Genomic DNA, 19,847 nt, shown 5'->3' on the forward strand with positions numbered 1-19,847 from the left:
ATGGTGTCTAGTCGAACGTCCATTTGCTGCGTCTTGGGACGCGGACGGCAAGCATGGGTTTGAGCAGTGGCGAGCGGAAGCGGTTGAGATCGAGGGCTTCGTGCACGCCGGTGGTCCGTTCACCGTTCAGCGTCGTTTCCACGGCAGATCGGGAGTAAAACGGCGCGTCGAGCATGTTTTGCACTTGCCGTGCCTTGGCCCCGGCGTCTGCGCGCGTTTCGCGTTTGACGGCCCAGAGGGAGCGGCGGATGGGCGCTTTGGGTGGCAGGGGGATGCTGCTGGCGTTGCCCGCTTCGTCGAATTGAAAGCCTGCGGCGAGTTCCGAGCCGTCGAGACGGGTGGCGTCGTAGAAGCAGGTAGCACCATCCCCTGTGGGGTAGCGACCCCAGGTCCAGTAGGAAAAATCTTCTTCCAATGCGCGGGTGCCGAAATTGGCGTCGAAGTAGCCTTCGCCCGCCCACTGCCAACCCGGGCGGTCGATGTCGACCTCGATGCGGCTGCGCGGGGCGAAGGGGCGCCAGATGTGGCTATCGTCGGGTGTGAGGGCCAGTTCGATATTTGTGAGGGCGGAGGGGATGACCCTGATTTGCCCGCGCATGCGAGAGATGAGGGGCGGGGAGGAGACCTCGTCAATGTCGATGACAAGCGTGTCGTCTTCCCAGCGCATCATGGAGGGGCCAACCTCGAGCCGGGACGCGGTCTGGCGCAGCGCTGACGTCCCCCGGTCTGTCATGGTGAACCGGCCGCCTTTGCCATAGGTGGCCACATTGATGCAGACGTGGTTTTGCGGGTTTTTGCGCCCCGACCAGCGGTACCACGGCGAAAACACGGACCCGATGAACCCGATCACTGACACGGCGCGGGTGCCGCAATCGCTCAGGCCGTCGACATACCACCACGCGTAGCCATTTGGCCCGACGTCGATGCCGAAGTTTGGTCGCTCAAGATCGCCTCGACCGCGTGCCGTGCGGAGAGGGTCGCCATCGGCACGCCCGCGCCCGGATGCGTTCCGCCCCCCGCCAGGTACAGGTTCGGGATCGGCGTTCGGGCTGTAGGTCTTTGCAGGGCGGCTGTCAGCCCGTGCGGTGTCTGCCCGTAAAGCGCGCCGAGACTTGCCGGAAACATCCGACCGAACGCTTGGGGCGTCGTTACTGTCGTCGTATCCGGGGTCGGGCTGAAACTCACCCCGTGCGCCGCCATCTGCTGCGTGATCTGATGAAGCCATGAAGAGAGGTCCTCTGGGGGTGCGTCTGCTGTTGCCGGTGCATTGGTGATAATCTCGAACCGTTCGAGTGCGGGTGGGGCCGTGCCCTGGCCGCGGTCGAGGGCGCAGATGTAGAAGCTTGGGGTTTCGGGCACACGCCCGGCCATGAGGTCGCGAAACTCCGATTGGGCATCTGCGGCGAAGAACACGTTGTGATGCGCGAGGTCGGGGCCCTGCGCTTTGGCGGCAAAGCTGAGCACCCGCGCCGAGAAGCTGCGTTTGGCGCGTCTCGTTTGCCGCGCGATGGGCCGGGTGGCCGCACCAAATTCACCCGTGGCCAGCGCCCGAGGGTCGCCTGCGTGCACCAGCACATCACAGGGCAGGCGGGTGCCGTCCCTCAATTCGATGCCCGTGGCGTGCCCGTTCCGGATCTCGATCTCTTCGACATGCGCGTTTGTGACGGTGTCCACGCCATGGCTGTCCAGCACATGCAACAGGGCTTGCGTCAGCTTGTGCATGCCGCCCTGAACCACCCAGACGCCGTTCGCTTCGGCCTGCCAGATCAGCGACAGGATGGCGGGGGCGTGGGTGGGGCTGCCGCCGACATAGGTGGCGTAGCGCCCGAAGAGTTGCTGCAGCCTTGGGTCCCTGAAGCTGCGTTTGAGCAGGGATTTCAGCGTGGAAAGCGGTGCCATGGCCGGAATCAGGTGCGGTTGTTTCAGCACGTGTTGCGTGAGTGCCAGCAAGCGCGGTTCGGGTGCTTGCATCATCGGCGCGTCGAACGCGGTAAACAGCTGGCGGGTGCGTTTGGTGAACTTGAGGAAGTCGGTGGCTGCCTCGTTCCCGCCGAAGGCCCGAAGCGCGCCCACATTGCTGTCTTCGTCTACGTAGAGACTGAGTTGGCTGCCGTCGGGCCAGAAATGGCGTGCCAGTTCGTTCTGTTTGATAAGCGTGACGTGGTCTTCGAGCCGTGTGCCCAGTTGTGCGAACAGGTCGTCAAAGACGTGCCGCATCGTCAGCACTGTGGGTCCTGCGTCGATGGGCCCTGCGTCGGACGGGATGGTGCGGATCTTGCCACCCACCTGCGCGTGCCGTTCCAGCAGCGTCACCGCATAGCCTGCCGCCCGCAGCCGGACCGCGCAGGCCAGACCGGCGATGCCCGCACCGATGATCACGGCGCGTTGCGGGGCAGGGGATGTGACGTGGGTCATGGCGGGAATATTGACTCGTGACAGTTGATGTGTCCAGTATGGTTTACACTTTGGTGTATGCCAAACGTGACAATTATCCCAAGGGGAGCGACGCGCATGGGCCTGAATACACGCATCGAAGCCGCGATTGCCGAGGCTGTGGCGGTTGGTCAGGGCGCGGGTCGGGCGACGCCGCCAAAGCTGGCAAGTGCCCTGCACTACGCGACCGCACCGGGTGGGGCACGCATACGGCCCACGATTCTGATGTCCGTTGCACTGGCCTGTGGCGATGACCGCCCGGCCGTGTCGAATGCGGCGGCGTCCGCGCTGGAGATGATACATTGCGCGTCACTGGTGCACGACGATCTGCCCTGTTTTGACGATGCGGATATGCGTCGCGGCAAACCTTCGGTGCACAAAGCCTATTCCGAACCGCTTGCCGTGCTGGCGGGCGACAGTCTGATTGTGCTGGCCTTCGAGACGCTGGCGCGCCAGTCGGGTCTTGCGCCCGAGCGGGTGGCGCAGTTGATCATCACGCTTGCGCAGCGCACGGGCATGCCCGGTGGCATCTGCGCGGGGCAGGGATGGGAGAGCGAGGATCAGGTTGATCTGTCTGCCTACCATCAGGCGAAGACGGGTGCCTTGTTCATTGCTGCCACGCAGATGGGTGCTGTGGCGGCGGGGCAGGATGCGGAGCCTTGGTTTGAACTGGGCGACCGGATTGGGGAAGCCTTTCAGGTGGCCGACGATCTGCGCGATGCGCTTTATGACGAGAGTACCTTGGGCAAGCCTGCGGGTCAGGATGATCTGCACGGACGGCCCAATGCGGTGACGCAACTGGGCGTGCAGGGCGCGATCAGCCGTCTCAAGGATATTCTGGGCGGTGCGATCGCGTCGATCCCAAGTTGCCCCGGCGAGGCGCAGTTGGCCGAGATGGTGCGGATGTACGCGGAGCGGTTGACGCCTGTTGTGTCCCCCTCCCGTGTGCCTGGCGAATGAGCGCAGAGGCGCATGATCTGCCTGGATGGCGTGGCAGTTGGTTGAACCGTCTGATCGCGCGGCCCGGGTTTCAAAGCTGGGCCAGCAAGTTTCCACTCACGCGATCACGGGCGCGGGCCGATGGGGCCGCGCTGTTCGATGTTGTGCAGGGGTTTGTCCAAAGTCAGGTGCTGATGGCGCTGGTCGAACTGGACCTGTTCCGGCGTCTGCGCGCGGGGCCGCAAAGTGCGGAGATGCTTGGGCGGGCCTGTGATGTGCCCGAGGATCGGATGCAGGTGTTGTTGCAGGCCGGGGCGGCCCTTGGATTGCTCAAGCGCAAGCGCGACCGGTTCAGCCTTGCCCGCAAGGGGGCGGCGCTGATGGGCGTGCCGGGGCTGGAGGCGATGATCCGGCATCACAAGGCATTCTATGAGGACCTGCGTGATCCGGTGGCGTTGCTGCGCAAACCGGACGAGACCAAGCTGAGCCAGTTCTGGCCCTATGTCTTTGGTGGCGATGTGGATGCGGGTGATGCCGCGATCTATTCCGACCTGATGGCACAGAGCCAGCGGTTGGTGGCCGAGGATACGTTGCGGGCCGTGTCGCTGAAAGGTGTGCAGCATCTGCTGGATATCGGTGGTGGCACCGGTGCCTTTCTGGAAGCGGCGGGCCACGCCAAACGCGCGATGGCCATGACCCTCTTTGATCTGCCGCCTGTCGTGCCCGATGCGCAGGCGCGGTTCGATGCGGCGGGTATGGCGGATCGGGTCAATATCGTGCCGGGATCGTTCCGCGAGGATGCGTTGCCCGAGGGCGCTGATGCGATTTCGCTGATCCGCGTTCTCTATGATCACTCCGACGACACCGTGCGCGCCCTGTTGGCAAAGGTGTATGACGCATTGCCCCCCGGCGGGCGGCTGATCGTGTCCGAGCCGATGGGCGGTGGCCCGCGGCCTGACAAGGCAGGCGATGTGTATTTCGCCTTCTACACGATGGCGATGCAGACAGGCCGGGCCCGATCTGCTGACGAGATCGGTGCGCTGTTGACCGAAGCGGGCTTTGCCGACGTGCGCAGCCCGGCACCGGCACGGGCCTATGTGACCCGCGTTTTGACGGCTGTGCGTCCAACCTGATTTACAGGAAAGTGTCTAATCTGATTGACACACTGAGTTGTCCACTTAGAATGACACCAAGCAACAAAGTGCTGCCCTGAGTCTCTATCTTCGAAACTTTGGCAATCGCGGCACAGGAACAAGGAGACGATCTTGGACACTTCCGCCGTCCTTCTCAAAGGTCCAAGGGATCTGGATGTGGACACGCTGGCGCTGACCGCGCCGGGGGCGGGTGATCTGGTTGTCGAAGTGACGCATTCGGGGATTTCGACCGGAACGGAAAAGCTGTTCTGGTCAGGCGAGATGCCCCCCTTTCCCGGCATGGGCTATCCTCTGGTCCCCGGCTATGAGGCTGCGGGCGAGGTCGTCGAGGCCGGAGTGCTGACGGGCTTCAAACCGGGCGACCGGGTGTTCGTGCCCGGATCGAATTGTTTCGAAGATGCGTATGGGTTGTTTGGCGGGGCCGCGAAAACGCTGGTCACCGACAGCGCCCGTGTGACGCGAATTGATCCGCAGCTGGGTGCCGAGGGTGCGCTGCTGGCTTTGGCCGCGACGGCCCGTCACGCGATGGCCGGGATGAACAAGGCTGTGCCGGACCTGATTGTGGGCCACGGTGTGCTGGGCCGCTTGCTGGCCCGGTTGACCATCGCCTCGGGTGCGCCTGCGCCGAAGGTGTGGGAGATTGACCCGGCCCGCCGGACCGGCGCGCAGGGCTATGAGGTTGTGCATCCGGATGATGACGCGCGTCGCGACTACCGGTCGATCTATGACGCGTCGGGTCGGGGTGATCTGCTGAACGATCTGGTGGGCCGTATCGCCAAGGGCGGCGAGGTTGTGCTGGCCGGGTTTTATTCCGCGCCCCTGTCCTTTGCCTTTCCACCTGCCTTCATGAAAGAGGCGCGTTTCCGCGTGGCCGCTGAATGGACCCGCGAGGATCTGGCCGCGACCCGTGCGCTGGTCGAATGCGGTGCGCTGCGGCTGGACGGGCTGATCACACATACACGGCCCGCGGCGGATGCGCGTGCGGCCTACGAACAGGCATTCACCGATGGGGCCTGCCTGAAAATGATTTTGGATTGGGAGCACTGAGCCATGAAAGATGAAGTTCCTAATCTCAAGGATTTTGACCAGCGCCTGAAGGACGAGGCCAACGAAGATCTGGCCGACGTGCTGCCGCAAGAGGCCACGAAGGACACGCAGATCATCGCGATCTACGGCAAGGGTGGCATCGGCAAGTCGTTCACGTTGGCCAACCTGAGCCACATGATGGCCGAGCAGGGCAAGCGTGTGTTGCTCATCGGCTGTGATCCGAAGTCGGACACCACCAGCCTGCTGTTTGGTGGCAAGGCGTGTCCCACCATCATCGAAACATCCACGAAGAAGAAGCTGGCCGGTGAAGAGGTCGCCATTGGCGACGTGTGCTTCAAGCGCGGCGGCGTGTTTGCAATGGAGCTTGGTGGCCCGGAAGTGGGTCGCGGCTGCGGTGGCCGGGGGATTATCCATGGCTTTGAACTCCTCGAAAAGCTTGGCTTCCACGATTGGGATTTCGACTATGTCCTCTTGGATTTTCTCGGAGATGTGGTCTGTGGCGGTTTCGGCCTGCCCATCGCGCGGGACATGGCTCAGAAAGTGATCCTGGTCGCGTCGAACGATTTGCAGTCGCTTTACGTGGCCAACAACGTGTGTTCCGCCGTTGAGTATTTCCGCAAGCTGGGTGGCAATGTCGGCGTGGCCGGATTGGTCATCAACAAGGATGACGGGTCGGGCGAGGCGCAGGCCTTTGCCGAAGCCGTGGACATTCCGGTGCTTGCGTCGATCCCGCAGGATGATGACCTGCGCAAGAAATCCGCCAACTATCAGATTGTCGGCACGGACGCGTCCCAATGGGGTGCCCTGTTTGCAGAGCTGGGCGAGAACGTCGCCGTGGCACCACCTGTGCGTCCGGCCCCTTTGAGCCAGGATGGGTTGCTGGAACTGTTTGACGGGTCCGAGACGGGTGCCGGTGTCACGTTGGAGCCTGCGACCGACATGGACATGCGCGGCAAGAACGCGGCACCGAAGGAATCGCTGGAGGTGGTCTATGACGACGCCTAAGCGCCTTTCCAGCGAAGAGTTGCGTGCGCTGAGCGAGAAGGTCGCCGTGCACAGTTCCGAGGCCGTTGCCCTGTCTCAGCAGACCCGCGCGCAGGCGGATGTGCTGCGCGCCCAATCTGCGGGTCGCGATGTGACATTGCCCCCGGCGGGTGACGACACGTGAGCACCAAGGTCACATACGACGCCGCCGATGAGGTGGAGGTGACCAAGGGCCACCCGCGCGAGGCCGAGTTGCCCAGCGTCGAGGCCCCTGTGGACGGTCTGGGATGTCATTCCGGGTCCGAGATGGAAAAGGCCGCGCGTATGGCCGGCAACTCCGAAATGCTCGACAAGTTTGCGGAAGATTACCCGCAAGGACCACATGACAAGCCGCAGAGCATGTGCCCGGCCTTTGGGTCGTTGCGTGTGGGTCTGCGGATGCGCCGGGTGGCGACTGTTCTTAGTGGCTCGGCCTGCTGTGTCTATGGGCTGACCTTTGTGAGCCACTTCTACGGGGCGCGGCGGTCGGTGGGCTATGTGCCCTTCAATTCCGAAACATTGGTGACGGGCAAGCTGTTCGAGGACATTCGCGAGTCTGTTCATGATCTGGCCGACCCTGACAAATACGACGCCATTGTGGTGACGAACCTGTGTGTGCCGACCGCGTCCGGCGTGCCGCTGCGGCTGCTGCCGGATGAGATCAATGGCGTGCGGATCGTGGGCATCGACGTGCCCGGGTTTGGTATTCCCACACATGCCGAGGCCAAGGATGTTCTGGCCGGAGCGATGCTGAAATACGCACGCGAAGAGGTCGAGGCCGGACCGGTTGCTGCCCCTGTGGGTGGCAAGTCGGATCGCCCGACCGTGGCGCTGCTGGGCGAGATGTTCCCGGCGGACCCGATGATGATCGGTCAGATGCTGGCGCCTTTGGGTCTGGCGGCAGGGCCCGTGGTGCCGTGCCGGGAATGGCGTGAATTGTATGCTGCTTTGGACAGTTCTGTCGTGGCGGCGGTGCATCCGTTTTACACTGCGGCCGTGCGCGAGTTTCAGGCGGCTGGTCGGCCCGTTGTCGGATCGGCCCCCGTGGGACGCGATGGCACGGCGGAGTGGCTGAAGAATATCGGCGCGGCCTTTGGGTGCAGCGCCGAGCAAGTGGCCGAGGCGCAGAACGCTGTCCTCCCGGCGATTTCTGGTGCCTTGGCTGCGACACAGATCAAGGGGACCATCACGCTGTCGGGCTATGAAGGGTCCGAGTTGCTGGTCGCCCGTCTGCTGATCGAAAGTGGGGCAGAGGTGCCGTATGTAGGCACCGCCTGTCCGCGCACGCCGTGGAATGCGGATGATCAGGCGTGGCTTGAGGCCAAGGGCGTGAAGGTAAAATTCCGCGCGTCGCTGGAAGATGATTGTGCCGCCATGGAAGCGGTGCAGCCCGATCTGGCCATTGGCACGACGCCCGTGGTGCAGAAGGCGAAAGAGCTGGGCATTCCCGGTCTCTACTTCACCAACCTGATTTCCGCGCGGCCCCTGATGGGTGTGGCGGGTGCCGGTTCGCTGGCCGAGGTCATCAATGCGGCCATCGCCAACAAGGGGCGCATGGAGCACATGAAGGCCTTCTTTGAAGGTGTTGGGACCGGTGACACGGCAGGCATCTGGGAAGGCGCGCCGAACCTGCGCCCCGATTTCCGGGCGCAGAATGCCAAGAAGCTTGAGCGTCAGGCCAAAGCTGCCAAAGCGGCGGAGATGATCTGATGTTTGTGCGTGTGACATATCATCGGAACGGGGGCCAGCCCCCACACCCCCGGGATATTTTTGGCCAAGAGAAGCTGGGGGTGTCCTTGTGCTGATCATGGATCATGACCGGGCAGGCGGGTATTGGGGCGCTGTTTATGCGTTCTGTGCCGTCAAAGGCCTGCAATGTGTGATTGATGGGCCTGTCGGGTGCGAGAACCTGCCGGTGACGTCCGTTTTGCATTACACCGATGCCCTGCCGCCGCATGAGTTGCCCATCGTGACGACCGGTTTGGGCGAAGAAGAGTTGGGACGCGATGGCACAGAGGGCGCGATGAAGCGCGCCTGGGGCACGCTTGATCCTGCGCTGCCTGCGGTTGTTGTGACCGGCTCCATTGCCGAGATGATCGGCGGGGGCGTGACCCCCCAAGGCACAAACATTCAGAGGTTCCTGCCGCGCACCATTGATGAGGATCAGTGGGAGGCGGCGGATCGGGCGATGACCTGGATCTTTACCGAGTTCGGTATGACCAAGGGTCGGATGCCGCCCGAGAAGAAACGCGAAGAGGGCAGCAAGCCTCGCGTCAATATCCTTGGTCCGATGTATGGCACGTTCAACATGCCATCCGATCTGGCCGAGATCCGCAGGCTGGTCGAAGGGATCGGCTGCGAGGTCAACATGGTGATGCCCCTGGGCGCGCATGTGGCCGAAATGAGAGATTTGGTAAATGCGGATGTGAACATCTGCATGTACCGCGAGTTCGGGCGCGGGTTGTGCGAGCTTCTTGCCAAGCCGTATCTACAAGCCCCGATAGGGGTCGAGAGTACCACCAAGTTCCTGCGCGCACTGGGGAGTTTGGTGGGCCTCGACCCCGAACCTTTTATCGAGCGCGAAAAGCATTCGACGCTCAAGCCTGTGTGGGACCTTTGGCGGTCCGTGACGCAGGATTTCTTTGCCACGGCGAGCTTTGCCGTTGTGGCCAACGAGACCTATGCCCGCGGCCTGCGTCTGTTTCTTGAGGATGACATGGGCCTGCCCTGCGCCTTCGCGACCGCACGGGTGGCAGGCAAGAAGACCAACAACGAGGAAGTGCGCGCCTGGATGGGCCAGAAGCGTCCCCTCGTTGTGTTCGGGTCCATCAATGAGAAGATGTATCTGGCGGAGTTGAAGGGCGGGCATGGCCCCAGCCCATCGTTTATCCCGGCGTCCTTCCCCGGTGCCGCCATTCGGCGGGCCACGGGGACCCCATTTATGGGATATGCGGGGGCCACCTACATCATTCAAGAGGTCTGTAACGGCCTTTTTGACGCCCTGTTTCACATTCTGCCTTTGGCCACCGATATGGATGCCGCCGAGGCAACACCGACGACCCTGCGCCGCGACTTCCCCTGGGATGCCGATGCGCAGGCCATGCTTGACCGTATTGTCGAGCAGCACCCCATCCTGACCCGGATTTCTGCGGCAAAAACCTTGCGCGATGCGGCTGAGCAAGCAGCCCTCGCACAAGGGGCAGACCGGGTTGTGATTGAAACCGTGCGCGCACTCGATCCGGCCTTGGCTGGATCGTCAGACAATGTTTCCGAGGGAGGAACACCATGACTGACATGACGTCGAACCTGGCCACCGAGGCCCCGAAGAAGCGTAACGGAGAGAAGACCGAGTTCATGGTCTATTTCGCGATCATCTTTGTGGCGACGCTGCCTCTGGCCTGCCTGACCTGGGCGCTGGCCGCGATCAAGTCGCGTTCGTTCACGGACAAGGGCCCGATGGCCCGGGCCTGGACCCAAGCGCGGATCATCACGCCGATGATCTTCAACGCTTGAGATCCAAGCAGACATATCTTTTGACGGGCCCGCTTTCGAGCGCGCTCGTGAGTTCTCTCGGCCTGTGTGCGCCTGCCGAGACCCAAGACTGTACGCTTGGCAACAGGTGGACAGAGCCCGGAGGGGGCGACCCCAAAGGACCCGGCCGCGGGGTGCGCGGCGTCAGCACTGAATTCCGGAGGAATTACTATGGCTGAAAACCTGTCTTTTACAGGTCTCACAGACGAGCAGGCGCAAGAGCTGCACGCTGTCTATATGAGCGGGCTCTGGCTTTTCACAGCCGTGGCTGTTGTCGCTCACTTGGCAACGTACATCTGGCGTCCCTGGTTCGCGAACGGTTGGTAGGGATATCACATGGCAAAGTTCTACAAGATCTGGCTCATTTTTGATCCCCGCCGCGTGTTTGTCGCACAAGGCGTCTTTCTGTTCCTGCTTGCGGCGATGATTCACCTCGTCCTGCTGAGCACGGAGCACTTCAACTGGTTCGAACTGGCCGGCCAAGCCGCACAGTAAGACCCGGTCCGAAGGGATCACAAAACAGCGCTGCGGGCGGGGCGACAGTGCGCCCCCGCCTGCCCGCAGCAAACGACTTTTGACACTATCAAGACGGCTGACGACCCCCGGGAGGGCCGCGCCGCCAAACGCGGAGAAGAGAAGATGGCGTTGCTATCCTTCGAACGAAAGTATCGCGTCCGCGGAGGGACGCTGATCGGCGGCGATCTGTTCGACTTCTGGGTGGGCCCGTTCTACGTGGGCTTTTTCGGGGTCACGACTGCCTTTTTCGCCCTTCTGGGCACAGTGCTGATTTTCTGGGGCGCGTCGCAACAGGGCACCTTCAATCCATGGCTGATCAACATTGCCCCGCCGGACCTGAGTTACGGTCTGGGCATGGCGCCCCTGCTGGAAGGCGGGCTGTGGCAGATCATCACGATCTGTGCCACCGGTGCCTTCATCAGCTGGGCCCTGCGTGAGGTTGAAATTTGCCGCAAGCTGGGCATGGGATATCACGTGCCCATCGGCTTTGGCTTTGCCATTCTGGCCTATGTCACGCTGGTCATCTTCCGCCCCTTCCTGATGGGCGCGTGGGGGCATGGTTTTCCATACGGGATCTTCAGCCACCTCGATTGGGTGAGCAACACCGGCTACGCGTACCTGCACTTCCACTACAACCCGGCGCACATGCTGGCCGTCACGTTGTTCTTTACGACGACGCTGGCGCTGGCGCTGCACGGCGCGCTGATCCTGTCGGCGGCCAATCCCGAAGAGGGCAGCGAGGCGCTGACACCTGATCACGAGGACACGTTCTTTCGCGACTTCATCGGGTATTCCATCGGCACGCTGGGCATTCACCGCTTGGGCTGGTTGCTGGCCATCAACGCGGTTTTCTTCTCTGCCGTCTGCATCATCATCTCCGGTCCCGTCTGGACATCCGGCTGGCCCGAATGGTGGAACTGGTGGCTGAACCTGCCGATCTGGGGCGCTGATCCGCTTCCCGTCTATCAATCCGGCTTTGGGGGGTAAGGGATATGTTTAACATCGAATACCAAAACATCTTTACCCAGGTTCAGGTTCAGGGAAATCCCGAATGGGGCATGGACGACAGCGGCGAGATGATGGCGGAGCGGGGCGGCAAGCCGTTCTTCTCCACCCTCGCGGGCTGGATCGGCAATGCGCAGATCGGACCGATCTACCTGGGCTGGACCGGCATGGTGTCGCTGGCGACGGGCCTGATCTGGTTCGTCATGGTCGGCATCAACATGCTGAGCCAAGTTGGCTTTTCCATCCCCGAGTTCATTCGGCAACTGTTCTGGCTGGCGCTTGAGCCGCCTTCACCGGAATACGGCCTGTCCATGCCACCGCTTGATGAGGGCGGGTGGTACATCATCGCCTCCTTCTTTCTGCTGGTGTCGGTGATGACGTGGCTGTTGCGGTCCTACCTGCTGGCGGCTGAGCACAAGATGGGCAAACACGTGTTCTGGGCCTTTGCCTCTGCCGTGTGGCTGTTCCTGGTGCTGGGTCTGTTCCGGCCCGTATTGATGGGATCATGGAGCGAGGCTGTGCCTTACGGTATCTTCCCCCACCTTGATTGGACCACCGCCTTCTCGATCCGCTACGGCAACCTTTATTACAACCCGTTCCACTGTCTTTCGATCGTGTTCCTGTATGGCTCTGTCCTGCTGTTCTGTATGCATGGCGGCACCATTCTGGCCGTGACCCGCTATGGCGGCGACCGCGAGTTGGAGCAGATCTATGACCGCGGCACGGCGACCGAACGGGCGGCCCTGTTCTGGCGCTGGACCATGGGATTCAACGCCACGATGGAGGGTATTCACCGATGGGCCTGGTGGTTTGCGGTGCTGACACCCATCACCGGCGGTATCGGCATCCTGCTGACCGGCACGGTGGTCGACAACTGGTTCATCTGGGCGCAGGAGCACAATTTCGCGCCGATGTATGACGGGGCCTATGGCTACGAAGATTACGGTTCTTACGAAGCCTTTATTGGACAGGAGAACTGAGATGCTTCCCAAGTGGTTCAATGAATGGAACAAGGCCAATCCGACAAATGTGTTCGGGCCGGCCATCGCCGTGGGCATTGTTGGCAGTGCCGTGTTTGTGGCCGCTCTGGTGGTGACATGGGGCAACCCGTATCAGACCGAGAGCATGCAGACCGGCCCGCGTGGCACGGGCATGTCGGTGCCGGAATACAACGTGTCCCGCACCGCCCCTGACCCCACGATCGAAGCCTACTACACCGAAGAGCCATACGTTCCCGAAGGGGGCGAGGAGCTTGCCAAGGACATTTACGAGAATGTTCAGGTGTTGGGTGAGTTGACGGATGACAACTTCAACCGTGTGATGCTGGCCATCACGCAGTGGGTGTCACCCGAGGAAGGCTGTGCCTATTGCCACGGAGATGGCGACATTTCGGAATACGGGTCGGATGATCTGTACACCAAGGTCGTCAGCCGTCGCATGATCCAGATGACGCAGAACATCAACGAGAACTGGTCGGGTCACGTGAACGCCGTGGCTGAGGTAGGGGTCAATTGCTATACCTGTCACCGCGGTCAGAACGTGCCCTCCGACATCTGGTTCAACGTCACGCCGGTCAACGAAAACGTTGGCGGCTGGGCAGCGGTGCAGAACCGGGCCACGGCAATGTCGGCGTCCACCTCGCTGCCTTCGTCGGCGTTGGAGGTCTACCTGACCGACTATGACAGCATGGTGAATGTCCACGATCTGGAAAGCCGTGTGGCCGGTGTGCCGGGTATCGACCCTGATGTGGCGACCATCCAGAAGACCGAGATGACCTATTCGCTGATGAATTACTTCTCGAACTCGCTGGGTGTGAACTGTGTGTTCTGTCACAACAGCCGCGCCTTTTATGACGCCGGGCAGTACACGCCGCAGTGGGGCATTGCCCAGCAAGGGCGTCAGATGGTCATCGAGATGAACCAGGAATACCTGATCCCGCTGAAGGACACGTATCCTGCGGAACGGCTTGGCCCGATCTATGCCGATGCGCCGAAAGCCGCGTGCCGGACCTGCCACAAGGGGTATCAACGTCCCCTTCAGGGCATGAACGTGGTCGCGGACTGGCCTGAACTCGCGTCGACCGAGGCGCCTGTTTACGAATGAAGTGGGGCGGGCGACACGCCCGCCTGACGCGCCGGACCAAGTCAGGCGGAGGTGTCCTCCGCCGCCCCCGGCGCCCCCAAGATGTGACGGATGTGGTTTGCCCGCTTTCGTGACGCCAGGCGCGGGTCATTGGCTTCCTTGACCCACGTACGGGATCAACCGGTCCCGGTTCCCTTCCTGTTGGCTACAGGAACCTGGCGTCGTGCTTGAACCCTCAGGCGCGACGCCTTTTTGCCTCACGGGTCTGCTTGGCAAGGCGGACGGGGCGACAGACAAAGGATGTGCGCAATGACCAAGACACCCCTGTTGGATAATGTTGCTGGCCCGGCCGATTTAAAACGGCTGAGTGATGACGAGCTGTCGCGTCTGGCTGTCGAGCTGCGCGGCGATGTGATTGATGCCGTGAGCCGCACGGGCGGGCATTTGGGATCGTCACTGGGTGTGGTCGAATTGACCGTTGGCATTCACGCCGTGTTCGACACCCCCCGCGACAAGGTGATCTGGGATGTGGGGCATCAGTGTTATCCGCACAAGATTTTGACGGGCCGCAGGCACCGCATGGGAACCTTGCGTCAGAAGGACGGGATCAGCGGGTTCACGAAACGGGCCGAGAGTGACTTTGATCCCTTTGGCGCCGCGCATTCCTCGACCTCGATCTCTGCCGCTTTGGGCTTCACCGTGGGCCGCGACATGGGCATGCCCACGGGTGACGCGGTGGCTGTGATTGGCGACGGGTCGATTTCGGCTGGCATGGCCTATGAGGCGCTGAACAATGCAGGCCACGAGGGCCGGCGGTTGTTCGTGATCCTGAATGACAACGAGATGTCGATTGCCCCGCCCACGGGCGCCATGAGCACCTATCTGTCGAACCTGTCGCGCAACTCTCCCTTCGCGCCGTTGCACGCCATTGCCGAAGGGATGGAGGCGGCCTTGCCCCGTCCCATGCGCGACGGAGCCCGCCGTGCGCGTGAGATGGTCACGGGGGTGGAAAGCCGGGGCACGTTCTTTGAAGAGTTGGGCTTTGATTATATCGGTCCCATCGATGGGCACGATATGGGTCAGGTGCTGAGCGTGTTGCGCGCCGCGCGCACGCGGGCCACAGGGCCGGTTCTGATCCACGCCTGCACGGTGAAGGGCAAGGGCTACGCTCCCGCCGAGGGGTCCGCGGACAAGTATCACGGCGTGTCCAAGTTCGATGTCGAAACGGGCGAGCAATCCAAGGGCAAGAGCAATGCGCCCGCCTATACCTCCGTCTTTGGCGAGACTTTGGCTGACTTGGCAGCCCGGGACCCCTCCATCGTGGCCATCACCGCCGCCATGCCTTCGGGCACCGGTGTGAACAAGATGGCGGACCGCTTTCCGGGGCGCGTGTTCGACGTGGGCATTGCCGAACAGCACGGTGTCACTTTTGCCGCCGGGATGGCGGCGAGCGGGTTGAAGCCCTTCTGCGCGATCTATTCGACCTTTCTGCAACGCGGCTATGACCAGGTGGTGCACGATGTGGTGCTGCAGGGCCTGCCCGTGCGCTTTGCCATTGATCGGGCGGGTCTGGTCGGAGCCGATGGGGCAACCCATGCGGGATCCTTTGACATCGGATACTTGGCGTCTTTGCCCGGTATCGTCGTGATGGCTGCCGCAGATGAGGCGGAGCTGGTGCACATGGTCACCACGGCTGCCGCCCATGACAGCGGGCCCATTGCGTTCCGCTATCCGCGCGGCAATGGGCGCGGCGTGGAGATGCCGGAACAGGGCGAGGTGCTGGAGATCGGCAAGGGTCGGATGATCCAGGATGGCTCGGACGTCGCACTTCTGTCGCTTGGCACCCATCTGGATGCCTGCGAACGCGCTGCCGCACGGTTGGAAGCCGATGGGCTGTCGGTGTCCATCGCAGATGCCCGCTTTGCCAAGCCGCTCGACATGGAGATGATCCGGACGCTGGCCATGCAACACAAGCTGCTGGTGACGGTGGAACAGGGCGCCATGGGTGGATTTGGTGCCATGGTGCTGCAAGCCATGGCGGCAGACGGTTTGCTCGATCAGGGCCTCAAGGTGCGCACGATGCACCTGCCGGACCGCTTCATTGATCAGGCGAGCCCCGATGAGATGTACGAGGACGCAGGGCTTACGGCTGCCGATATCGTGCACACAGTGCAGGACGCGCTTGGCTGCGTGGACACAAACGTGGTCGACTTGATCGCAGGCGAATAGCCCTTCTCTTGGCTATAAATATCCCGGGGAGCGCGAGGGGCTGGCCCCTCGTTCCCGCCCGTGATGTCAAGAAGTGCCGGTCAGTCTGGCGCGCGCAGTTGCGGCCTGCTCTGGCAATCCTGACTTTTCATACACATCCGCCAGCATCCTGTTCAGAGGCACGCCATCCGGATCAAAGGTTCGGCGCATCTCCAGAACCTGTTGCGCCTGAGATGTGCGGCCAGCGTGCATTAGGGCGTCGAGGTGGATTTGTTCAAAAAGGTCACGCTGCGCGTGGCTGCCGCCACATTCTGCAAGGCGGGGCAGGGCTTTGCCAAGGAAGCGGATGCAGTCGTCGTAGTCCTCTGCCGCGTGGGCCGCGATGCCGTGGGCGGCCCAAAGTGCGACGTCACGCCAGACCTGCCAGTCGTGTTTGCTCTCGTCCTCAGCCCGGGCTTCGATGGCTTTCAGCAGCGTTTCGCTTTCGGCACGGCCGGTGCGCCCAAGGGCGTAGAGGTATTGCAGGGTCAGGAACGGGCTGACCGTGTCGGCACCGCGTTTTGCGATGTGATCGGCCACATCGTGCCAGCGGTCGCCTACGTTGATCCCGGCAAATTCGATGCGGGCAAGCAGCGACACGGCACCAACCTGATCCTGTGAGTAATCCTTGGACAGGCCCCAGACATGGGTGTCGTAGGCCGCCAGCAGGTCGTCCGTGCGCCCGGCCGAGATGTAGAACAGCGCCAGATGCCACCAGTTGTGGGTGTGCATGAAGCTGTTGAGGTCGGCCCAGTGATGCGCCACGGATTCCAAAAACGCAGTGCCTTCGGCCACTTGCCCTCGTGTGAGGTAGATATGGGCCAGCGCGTGGTGCGCCCATGGTTCGCTTTCGTCGAGGCTGAGGGCGTGGCGCGCGGCGGCTTCGGCGTCGTCGAGCAGGTGGCATTCCTCGAACCCGAAGGCGAGCATGCCGTGGGCATAGGGAATGTCAGCGGCCCCGGGTTGCGCCTTTTGCGCGACGCGCAGCATGGCCGGGAAGTCGCCGGTATTGAAGGTGTGGTACTGGCCCAGTTTCAGCATGACCATGTCCCGCGGATAGGCGGTGACGGTCGCCTCGCACAGTTCGATCAGTTTGGGGATTTTGCCTGCCACGAACAGCTTGGCCGCTTCGACCGCCGCTTGTTCGCGGGGGGTCAAGCCGGTTGCGGCAAGGGCATTGTCCAGGAACGGTTGCGCCAGTTTCGGGGCGACCGGCGCTTCGAGCAGCATGTACAGCAGTGCGGCATAGGCGTTGGCGAGGCCGTTGCCGTGGTCCGCCTTGGCTGCTTTCAGCACGTTTGCAGCCTTGGGGTGAAAGCTGATGAACCCGTGCACGAAATCGTCGATGCCTTGACGGGTCGCGTCGGTGTCGCAGGTGATCGGCAGGCCGTACAGGTCTTGCATCTTCGTCCCCTTCAGATCGGGTGTTTGGCGGCGTAGGCGCGCAGCAGGTCGGCCACCTGACCGGGGGCGTCCCAGTGGATCGAATGCCCGGCCCCTTCGAGGATATGGTGCGGCAGGTGATTGAGCACCGCAAGAACATGATCGGGCGGCACAATCAGATCAAGCGCGCCGAGCAGCACTTGCGTCGGGCAGGATGGGCTGGCCAGATCGGTGCCGTCAAAGCCGCGCAGGGCCGTCAGTTGGTGTTCCATCGCATCCGCACTTTGAACATGGGGATAGGCCAGCCCGTCCGCCACGGCCTGATCCACTGCTGCCGGGTCCTGATAGACTCGCGGGTTGAACAGCCACGGAAAGAGCGCGCGCAGCCACGTGTCGGGTGCCGCATCGCTGCGCCGGATCGCAATCAGGTTGGCAAAAAGCGCGGTGTTGCGCGGCAGTCGTATCGGGGCGGACGCCGCAATATGTGTCGAGGCCATGCGCTCGGGCACCTTCTGCGCCATGTGCAGCGCAATGATCCCGCCCATCGAGTGCCCGATCGTGTGGAACCGGTCATGGCCCAGATGCGTCATCAACGCGACCGCATCCTTGCACATCAGGTTGATGGAGACCGGTGCGTCCCACGGCGTCGTCCGCCCGGTTGTGCGGTTGTCGGGTTGAATGCAGGTGAAATGGTCCTGCAGCAACGGGATCAGCGGGGTCCAGCTGGCATGGTCAGACATGAACCCTGCCAGCATCAGAAGCGGCGGGCCACTGCCGGTCACCTCGTAGTGAAGGGCGATGTCATCGCGCTCAAGTTTGGGCATTGAGCTGGCTCCAGGTTGGGAGAAGGTCGTCGGGGGCGGGTGTGGCGGCAAACACCCCACGGGCGATGGCGCGCGACAGGCACACCGCCGCTGCATGTCCGATAAGTGTCAGATCCTGCGGGCTCGTCAGGGGTTTGGCGCTGATGGAAACGCTGAACACCAGGTCGCCGTCGCCGGGGCTATGTGCCGGCACGCAGGCCCGCGCGATACCGTCATGGGCCGCAATCGCGACCCGCTGGCATTGCGCCTTGTCGAGCGTTGCGTCGGTGGCGACAATGGCGATGGTGGTGTTGGCCCGCTCAAGCATGGCCGTGAGCTTGCGGCTGTCGAGGCTGCGGCCGAGCCCTGTCGTCGGATCTGGACCAAGTCCACCAAATTCGCCATCCACCTCGAACGGGGCGGCCCAGAAATGCCGGTCGCCCGGTGTGGTCACGCTGCCCATCGGATTTGCGGCCACCAGCGCGCCCACGGTGATCCCGTTGCCCAAAGTGAGCGATGCCGTCCCCAGCCCGCCCTTCATCATCGCCGTCATTGCGCCAGTGCCTGCGCCGATGGTGCCGATGTCCGTATGATCGGTGGCAGCCTCGAATGCGGCGCGCCCAAGGGTTGGGTAGGGCGTGTCGGTCCAATCCTTGTTGCCGCCTGACAGCAGATCGAAGATGATCGCTCCCGGTACCAGCGGGATAATGGCGTTGCCCACCCGAAACCCGCGCCCCTGTGCGCGCAGTCCCGCCACGACGCCAGAGCAGGCATCAAGCCCGTAGGCACTGCCGCCTGCAAGCACCAGCGCATCAACCTGTGCCACCGATTTGTCGGGCGCCAGCAGCTCCGTCTCTCGTGTGCCGGGCGCGCCACCCTGCACCGAAACGGAGGCCGTGAAAGGTGTTTCGGCTGTCAGCACGGTCACGCCTGATTTCAGCGCGTTATCCTGCGCATGCCCGACCTTGAGCCCGTGGATATCCGTGATCGCGTTTTGCGGGCCTGGGGTCATTTTGATTTGGTGCCTCCGGCGGGAGTTTTGTTGGCAAGATGAAAGGGATCAGATGCGCGGTTTTGGGGCCGCGGTGGCGGGATCGCCCGTGTTGGGCACGCCCTTGGGTTCGATCAGCAGCACCTTGCATTCGTGTTCCGCGCGGGGGCGGTGGGTGATCCCTTTGGGAACGATGAACAACTCACCTGCTTTGACGGGGTGGCTTTGGTCTTGGATGTCCATCGTCATTTCGCCATCGAGCACGAGGAAGAAATCATCTGTGTCCTCGTGCAGATGGAAGGGAAATTCGCCTTGGAATTTGACCACCATCACGTCGTTGCCGTTGTAGTCGGCGACCACATGCGGGTCCCAGTGCGTGGTGAATTGCGCCAGTTTGGCGTTGAGGTTGATGGGTTTCATATACAGCGTCCTCCGTCGATTTCGAGGGCCACGCCGGTGATCATCGAGGCGGCATCAGAGCACAGGAATGTGGCCGCGGCCCCCATGTCTTGCGGGGTTGAGAAGCGGCCCAAGGGGATGGTCGAGAGGAACTTGGCGCGGGTCTCGGGGGTGTCTTCGCCCATGAAGCTTTTGAGCAGGGGCGTTTCGCCGGCAACCGGGTTGATCGCGTTCACGCGGATGCCATCGGGGGCCAGTTCGACTGCCATGGTCTTTGTGGCCGTGATCATCCAG

21 protein-coding genes are annotated in these 19,847 nt (G+C 62.5%); 14 read left to right on the forward strand and 7 right to left on the reverse strand.

Features of this window, described 5'->3' with window-relative positions; genetic code table 11:
- Positions 1–7: 7 nt before the first annotated feature.
- Together crtC and crtD are read right to left on the reverse strand one after the other, a co-directional pair.
- Positions 8–880 carry a carotenoid 1,2-hydratase gene (crtC, locus tag Q1A32_RS22675; protein ID WP_299658067.1) on the reverse strand — a complete coding sequence of 291 codons (873 nt, stop codon included), beginning with the start codon at positions 878–880 and terminating at the stop codon, positions 8–10.
- The gene (crtD, locus tag Q1A32_RS22680) at positions 877–2,415 is read right to left on the reverse strand and encodes a 1-hydroxycarotenoid 3,4-desaturase CrtD (protein ID WP_299658046.1); all 1,539 of its coding nucleotides are present in this window, start codon (positions 2,413–2,415) and stop codon (positions 877–879) included. Before crtD ends, crtC begins: the two co-directional genes overlap by 4 nt.
- Before the next feature lie 96 nt (positions 2,416–2,511).
- Here crtD and Q1A32_RS22685 point away from each other — a divergent pair, with 96 nt between their 5' ends.
- The 14 genes from Q1A32_RS22685 (at position 2,512) to dxs (ending at position 15,959) form a co-directional block, all read left to right on the forward strand.
- Positions 2,512–3,393, forward strand: a complete 882-nt coding sequence (locus Q1A32_RS22685; protein ID WP_299658047.1) for a polyprenyl synthetase family protein — start codon at positions 2,512–2,514, stop codon at positions 3,391–3,393.
- The gene (locus tag Q1A32_RS22690; RefSeq protein WP_299658048.1) at positions 3,390–4,505 is read left to right on the forward strand and encodes a methyltransferase; all 1,116 of its coding nucleotides are present in this window, start codon (positions 3,390–3,392) and stop codon (positions 4,503–4,505) included. The genes Q1A32_RS22685 and Q1A32_RS22690 overlap by 4 nt, the downstream gene beginning before the upstream one ends.
- Positions 4,506–4,637: 132 nt before the next feature.
- Positions 4,638–5,573, forward strand: a complete 936-nt coding sequence (gene bchC / locus Q1A32_RS22695; RefSeq protein ID WP_299658049.1) for a chlorophyll synthesis pathway protein BchC — start codon at positions 4,638–4,640, stop codon at positions 5,571–5,573.
- 3 nt (positions 5,574–5,576) lie between these two features.
- Positions 5,577–6,578, forward strand: a complete 1,002-nt coding sequence (locus Q1A32_RS22700) for a chlorophyllide a reductase iron protein subunit X (protein WP_299658050.1) — start codon at positions 5,577–5,579, stop codon at positions 6,576–6,578.
- Complete coding sequence (locus Q1A32_RS22705; protein ID WP_299615751.1) at positions 6,565–6,741, forward strand: hypothetical protein; 177 nt, start codon at positions 6,565–6,567, stop codon at positions 6,739–6,741. Before Q1A32_RS22700 ends, Q1A32_RS22705 begins: the two co-directional genes overlap by 14 nt.
- On the forward strand, positions 6,738–8,306 hold the full coding sequence (bchY, locus tag Q1A32_RS22710) for a chlorophyllide a reductase subunit Y (protein ID WP_299658051.1): 1,569 nt from the start codon (positions 6,738–6,740) through the stop codon (positions 8,304–8,306). Before Q1A32_RS22705 ends, bchY begins: the two co-directional genes overlap by 4 nt.
- Positions 8,307–8,394: 88 nt before the next feature.
- A complete protein-coding gene (gene bchZ, locus Q1A32_RS22715; protein ID WP_299658052.1) occupies positions 8,395–9,885 on the forward strand; it encodes a chlorophyllide a reductase subunit Z in 1,491 nt (496 codons plus the stop codon).
- Entirely contained in the window at positions 9,882–10,109 is a 228-nt protein-coding gene (gene pufQ, locus Q1A32_RS22720; RefSeq protein ID WP_299615745.1) for a cytochrome PufQ, read from the forward strand. The genes bchZ and pufQ overlap by 4 nt, the downstream gene beginning before the upstream one ends.
- 189 nt (positions 10,110–10,298) lie before the next feature.
- Positions 10,299–10,454, forward strand: a complete 156-nt coding sequence (gene pufB / locus Q1A32_RS22725) for a light-harvesting antenna LH1, beta subunit (protein ID WP_039688894.1) — start codon at positions 10,299–10,301, stop codon at positions 10,452–10,454.
- Between the two features lie 9 nt (positions 10,455–10,463).
- Positions 10,464–10,622: a light-harvesting antenna LH1, alpha subunit gene (pufA, locus tag Q1A32_RS22730; RefSeq protein WP_299615743.1), complete on the forward strand. Its 159-nt coding sequence runs from the start codon at positions 10,464–10,466 to the stop codon at positions 10,620–10,622.
- 144 nt (positions 10,623–10,766) lie between these two features.
- Positions 10,767–11,630 carry a photosynthetic reaction center subunit L gene (gene pufL, locus Q1A32_RS22735; protein WP_299615741.1) on the forward strand — a complete coding sequence of 288 codons (864 nt, stop codon included), beginning with the start codon at positions 10,767–10,769 and terminating at the stop codon, positions 11,628–11,630.
- 5 nt (positions 11,631–11,635) lie between these two features.
- Positions 11,636–12,628 (forward strand): photosynthetic reaction center subunit M, encoded by a 993-nt coding sequence (gene pufM / locus Q1A32_RS22740; RefSeq protein ID WP_299658053.1) that lies wholly within the window; start codon positions 11,636–11,638, stop codon positions 12,626–12,628.
- Between the two features lies 1 nt (position 12,629).
- A complete protein-coding gene (gene pufC, locus Q1A32_RS22745; RefSeq protein WP_299658054.1) occupies positions 12,630–13,751 on the forward strand; it encodes a photosynthetic reaction center cytochrome PufC in 1,122 nt (373 codons plus the stop codon).
- Between the two features lie 288 nt (positions 13,752–14,039).
- Positions 14,040–15,959 carry a 1-deoxy-D-xylulose-5-phosphate synthase gene (dxs, locus tag Q1A32_RS22750; RefSeq protein ID WP_299658055.1) on the forward strand — a complete coding sequence of 640 codons (1,920 nt, stop codon included), beginning with the start codon at positions 14,040–14,042 and terminating at the stop codon, positions 15,957–15,959.
- Positions 15,960–16,025: 66 nt separating this feature from the next.
- Here the strand turns inward: dxs and Q1A32_RS22755 are convergent, their stop codons facing one another.
- The 5 genes from Q1A32_RS22755 to Q1A32_RS22775 all read right to left on the reverse strand — a co-directional run.
- A complete protein-coding gene (locus tag Q1A32_RS22755) occupies positions 16,026–17,381 on the reverse strand; it encodes a tetratricopeptide repeat protein (RefSeq protein WP_299658056.1) in 1,356 nt (451 codons plus the stop codon).
- A gap of 11 nt (positions 17,382–17,392) precedes the next feature.
- Entirely contained in the window at positions 17,393–18,184 is a 792-nt protein-coding gene (locus tag Q1A32_RS22760) for an alpha/beta fold hydrolase (RefSeq protein WP_299658057.1), read from the reverse strand.
- A complete protein-coding gene (locus Q1A32_RS22765) occupies positions 18,171–19,175 on the reverse strand; it encodes a P1 family peptidase (protein WP_299658058.1) in 1,005 nt (334 codons plus the stop codon). The genes Q1A32_RS22760 and Q1A32_RS22765 overlap by 14 nt, the downstream gene beginning before the upstream one ends.
- Before the next feature lie 48 nt (positions 19,176–19,223).
- Positions 19,224–19,574 (reverse strand): cupin domain-containing protein, encoded by a 351-nt coding sequence (locus Q1A32_RS22770; RefSeq protein WP_299658059.1) that lies wholly within the window; start codon positions 19,572–19,574, stop codon positions 19,224–19,226.
- Positions 19,571–19,847 (reverse strand): SDR family oxidoreductase (locus tag Q1A32_RS22775; RefSeq protein WP_299658061.1); only part of this gene is annotated, 277 nt, incomplete at its 5' end. The genes Q1A32_RS22775 and Q1A32_RS22770, both read right to left, overlap by 4 nt.

The sequence above is a fragment of the uncultured Tateyamaria sp. genome, assembly GCF_947503415.1.
In the GTDB taxonomy this organism is placed as follows: domain Bacteria; phylum Pseudomonadota; class Alphaproteobacteria; order Rhodobacterales; family Rhodobacteraceae; genus Tateyamaria.

Bases quoted from the DNA above. Each gene is read 5' to 3' on its own strand.
- crtD (WP_299658046.1), bottom strand. From the start codon at position 2,415: ATGACCCACGTCACATCCCCTGCCCCGCAACGCGCCGTGATCATCGGT.
- Q1A32_RS22685 (WP_299658047.1), top strand. From the start codon at position 2,512: ATGGGCCTGAATACACGCATCGAAGCCGCGATTGCCGAGGCTGTGGCG.
- Q1A32_RS22690 (WP_299658048.1), top strand. From the start codon at position 3,390: ATGAGCGCAGAGGCGCATGATCTGCCTGGATGGCGTGGCAGTTGGTTG.
- Q1A32_RS22700 (WP_299658050.1), top strand. From the start codon at position 5,577: ATGAAAGATGAAGTTCCTAATCTCAAGGATTTTGACCAGCGCCTGAAG.
- Q1A32_RS22705 (WP_299615751.1), top strand. From the start codon at position 6,565: ATGACGACGCCTAAGCGCCTTTCCAGCGAAGAGTTGCGTGCGCTGAGC.
- pufQ (WP_299615745.1), top strand. From the start codon at position 9,882: ATGACTGACATGACGTCGAACCTGGCCACCGAGGCCCCGAAGAAGCGT.
- pufB (WP_039688894.1), top strand. From the start codon at position 10,299: ATGGCTGAAAACCTGTCTTTTACAGGTCTCACAGACGAGCAGGCGCAA.
- pufA (WP_299615743.1), top strand. From the start codon at position 10,464: ATGGCAAAGTTCTACAAGATCTGGCTCATTTTTGATCCCCGCCGCGTG.
- pufL (WP_299615741.1), top strand. From the start codon at position 10,767: ATGGCGTTGCTATCCTTCGAACGAAAGTATCGCGTCCGCGGAGGGACG.
- pufM (WP_299658053.1), top strand. From the start codon at position 11,636: ATGTTTAACATCGAATACCAAAACATCTTTACCCAGGTTCAGGTTCAG.
- pufC (WP_299658054.1), top strand. From the start codon at position 12,630: ATGCTTCCCAAGTGGTTCAATGAATGGAACAAGGCCAATCCGACAAAT.
- dxs (WP_299658055.1), top strand. From the start codon at position 14,040: ATGACCAAGACACCCCTGTTGGATAATGTTGCTGGCCCGGCCGATTTA.
- Q1A32_RS22755 (WP_299658056.1), bottom strand. From the start codon at position 17,381: ATGCAAGACCTGTACGGCCTGCCGATCACCTGCGACACCGACGCGACC.
- Q1A32_RS22760 (WP_299658057.1), bottom strand. From the start codon at position 18,184: ATGCCCAAACTTGAGCGCGATGACATCGCCCTTCACTACGAGGTGACC.
- Q1A32_RS22765 (WP_299658058.1), bottom strand. From the start codon at position 19,175: ATGACCCCAGGCCCGCAAAACGCGATCACGGATATCCACGGGCTCAAG.
- Q1A32_RS22770 (WP_299658059.1), bottom strand. From the start codon at position 19,574: ATGAAACCCATCAACCTCAACGCCAAACTGGCGCAATTCACCACGCAC.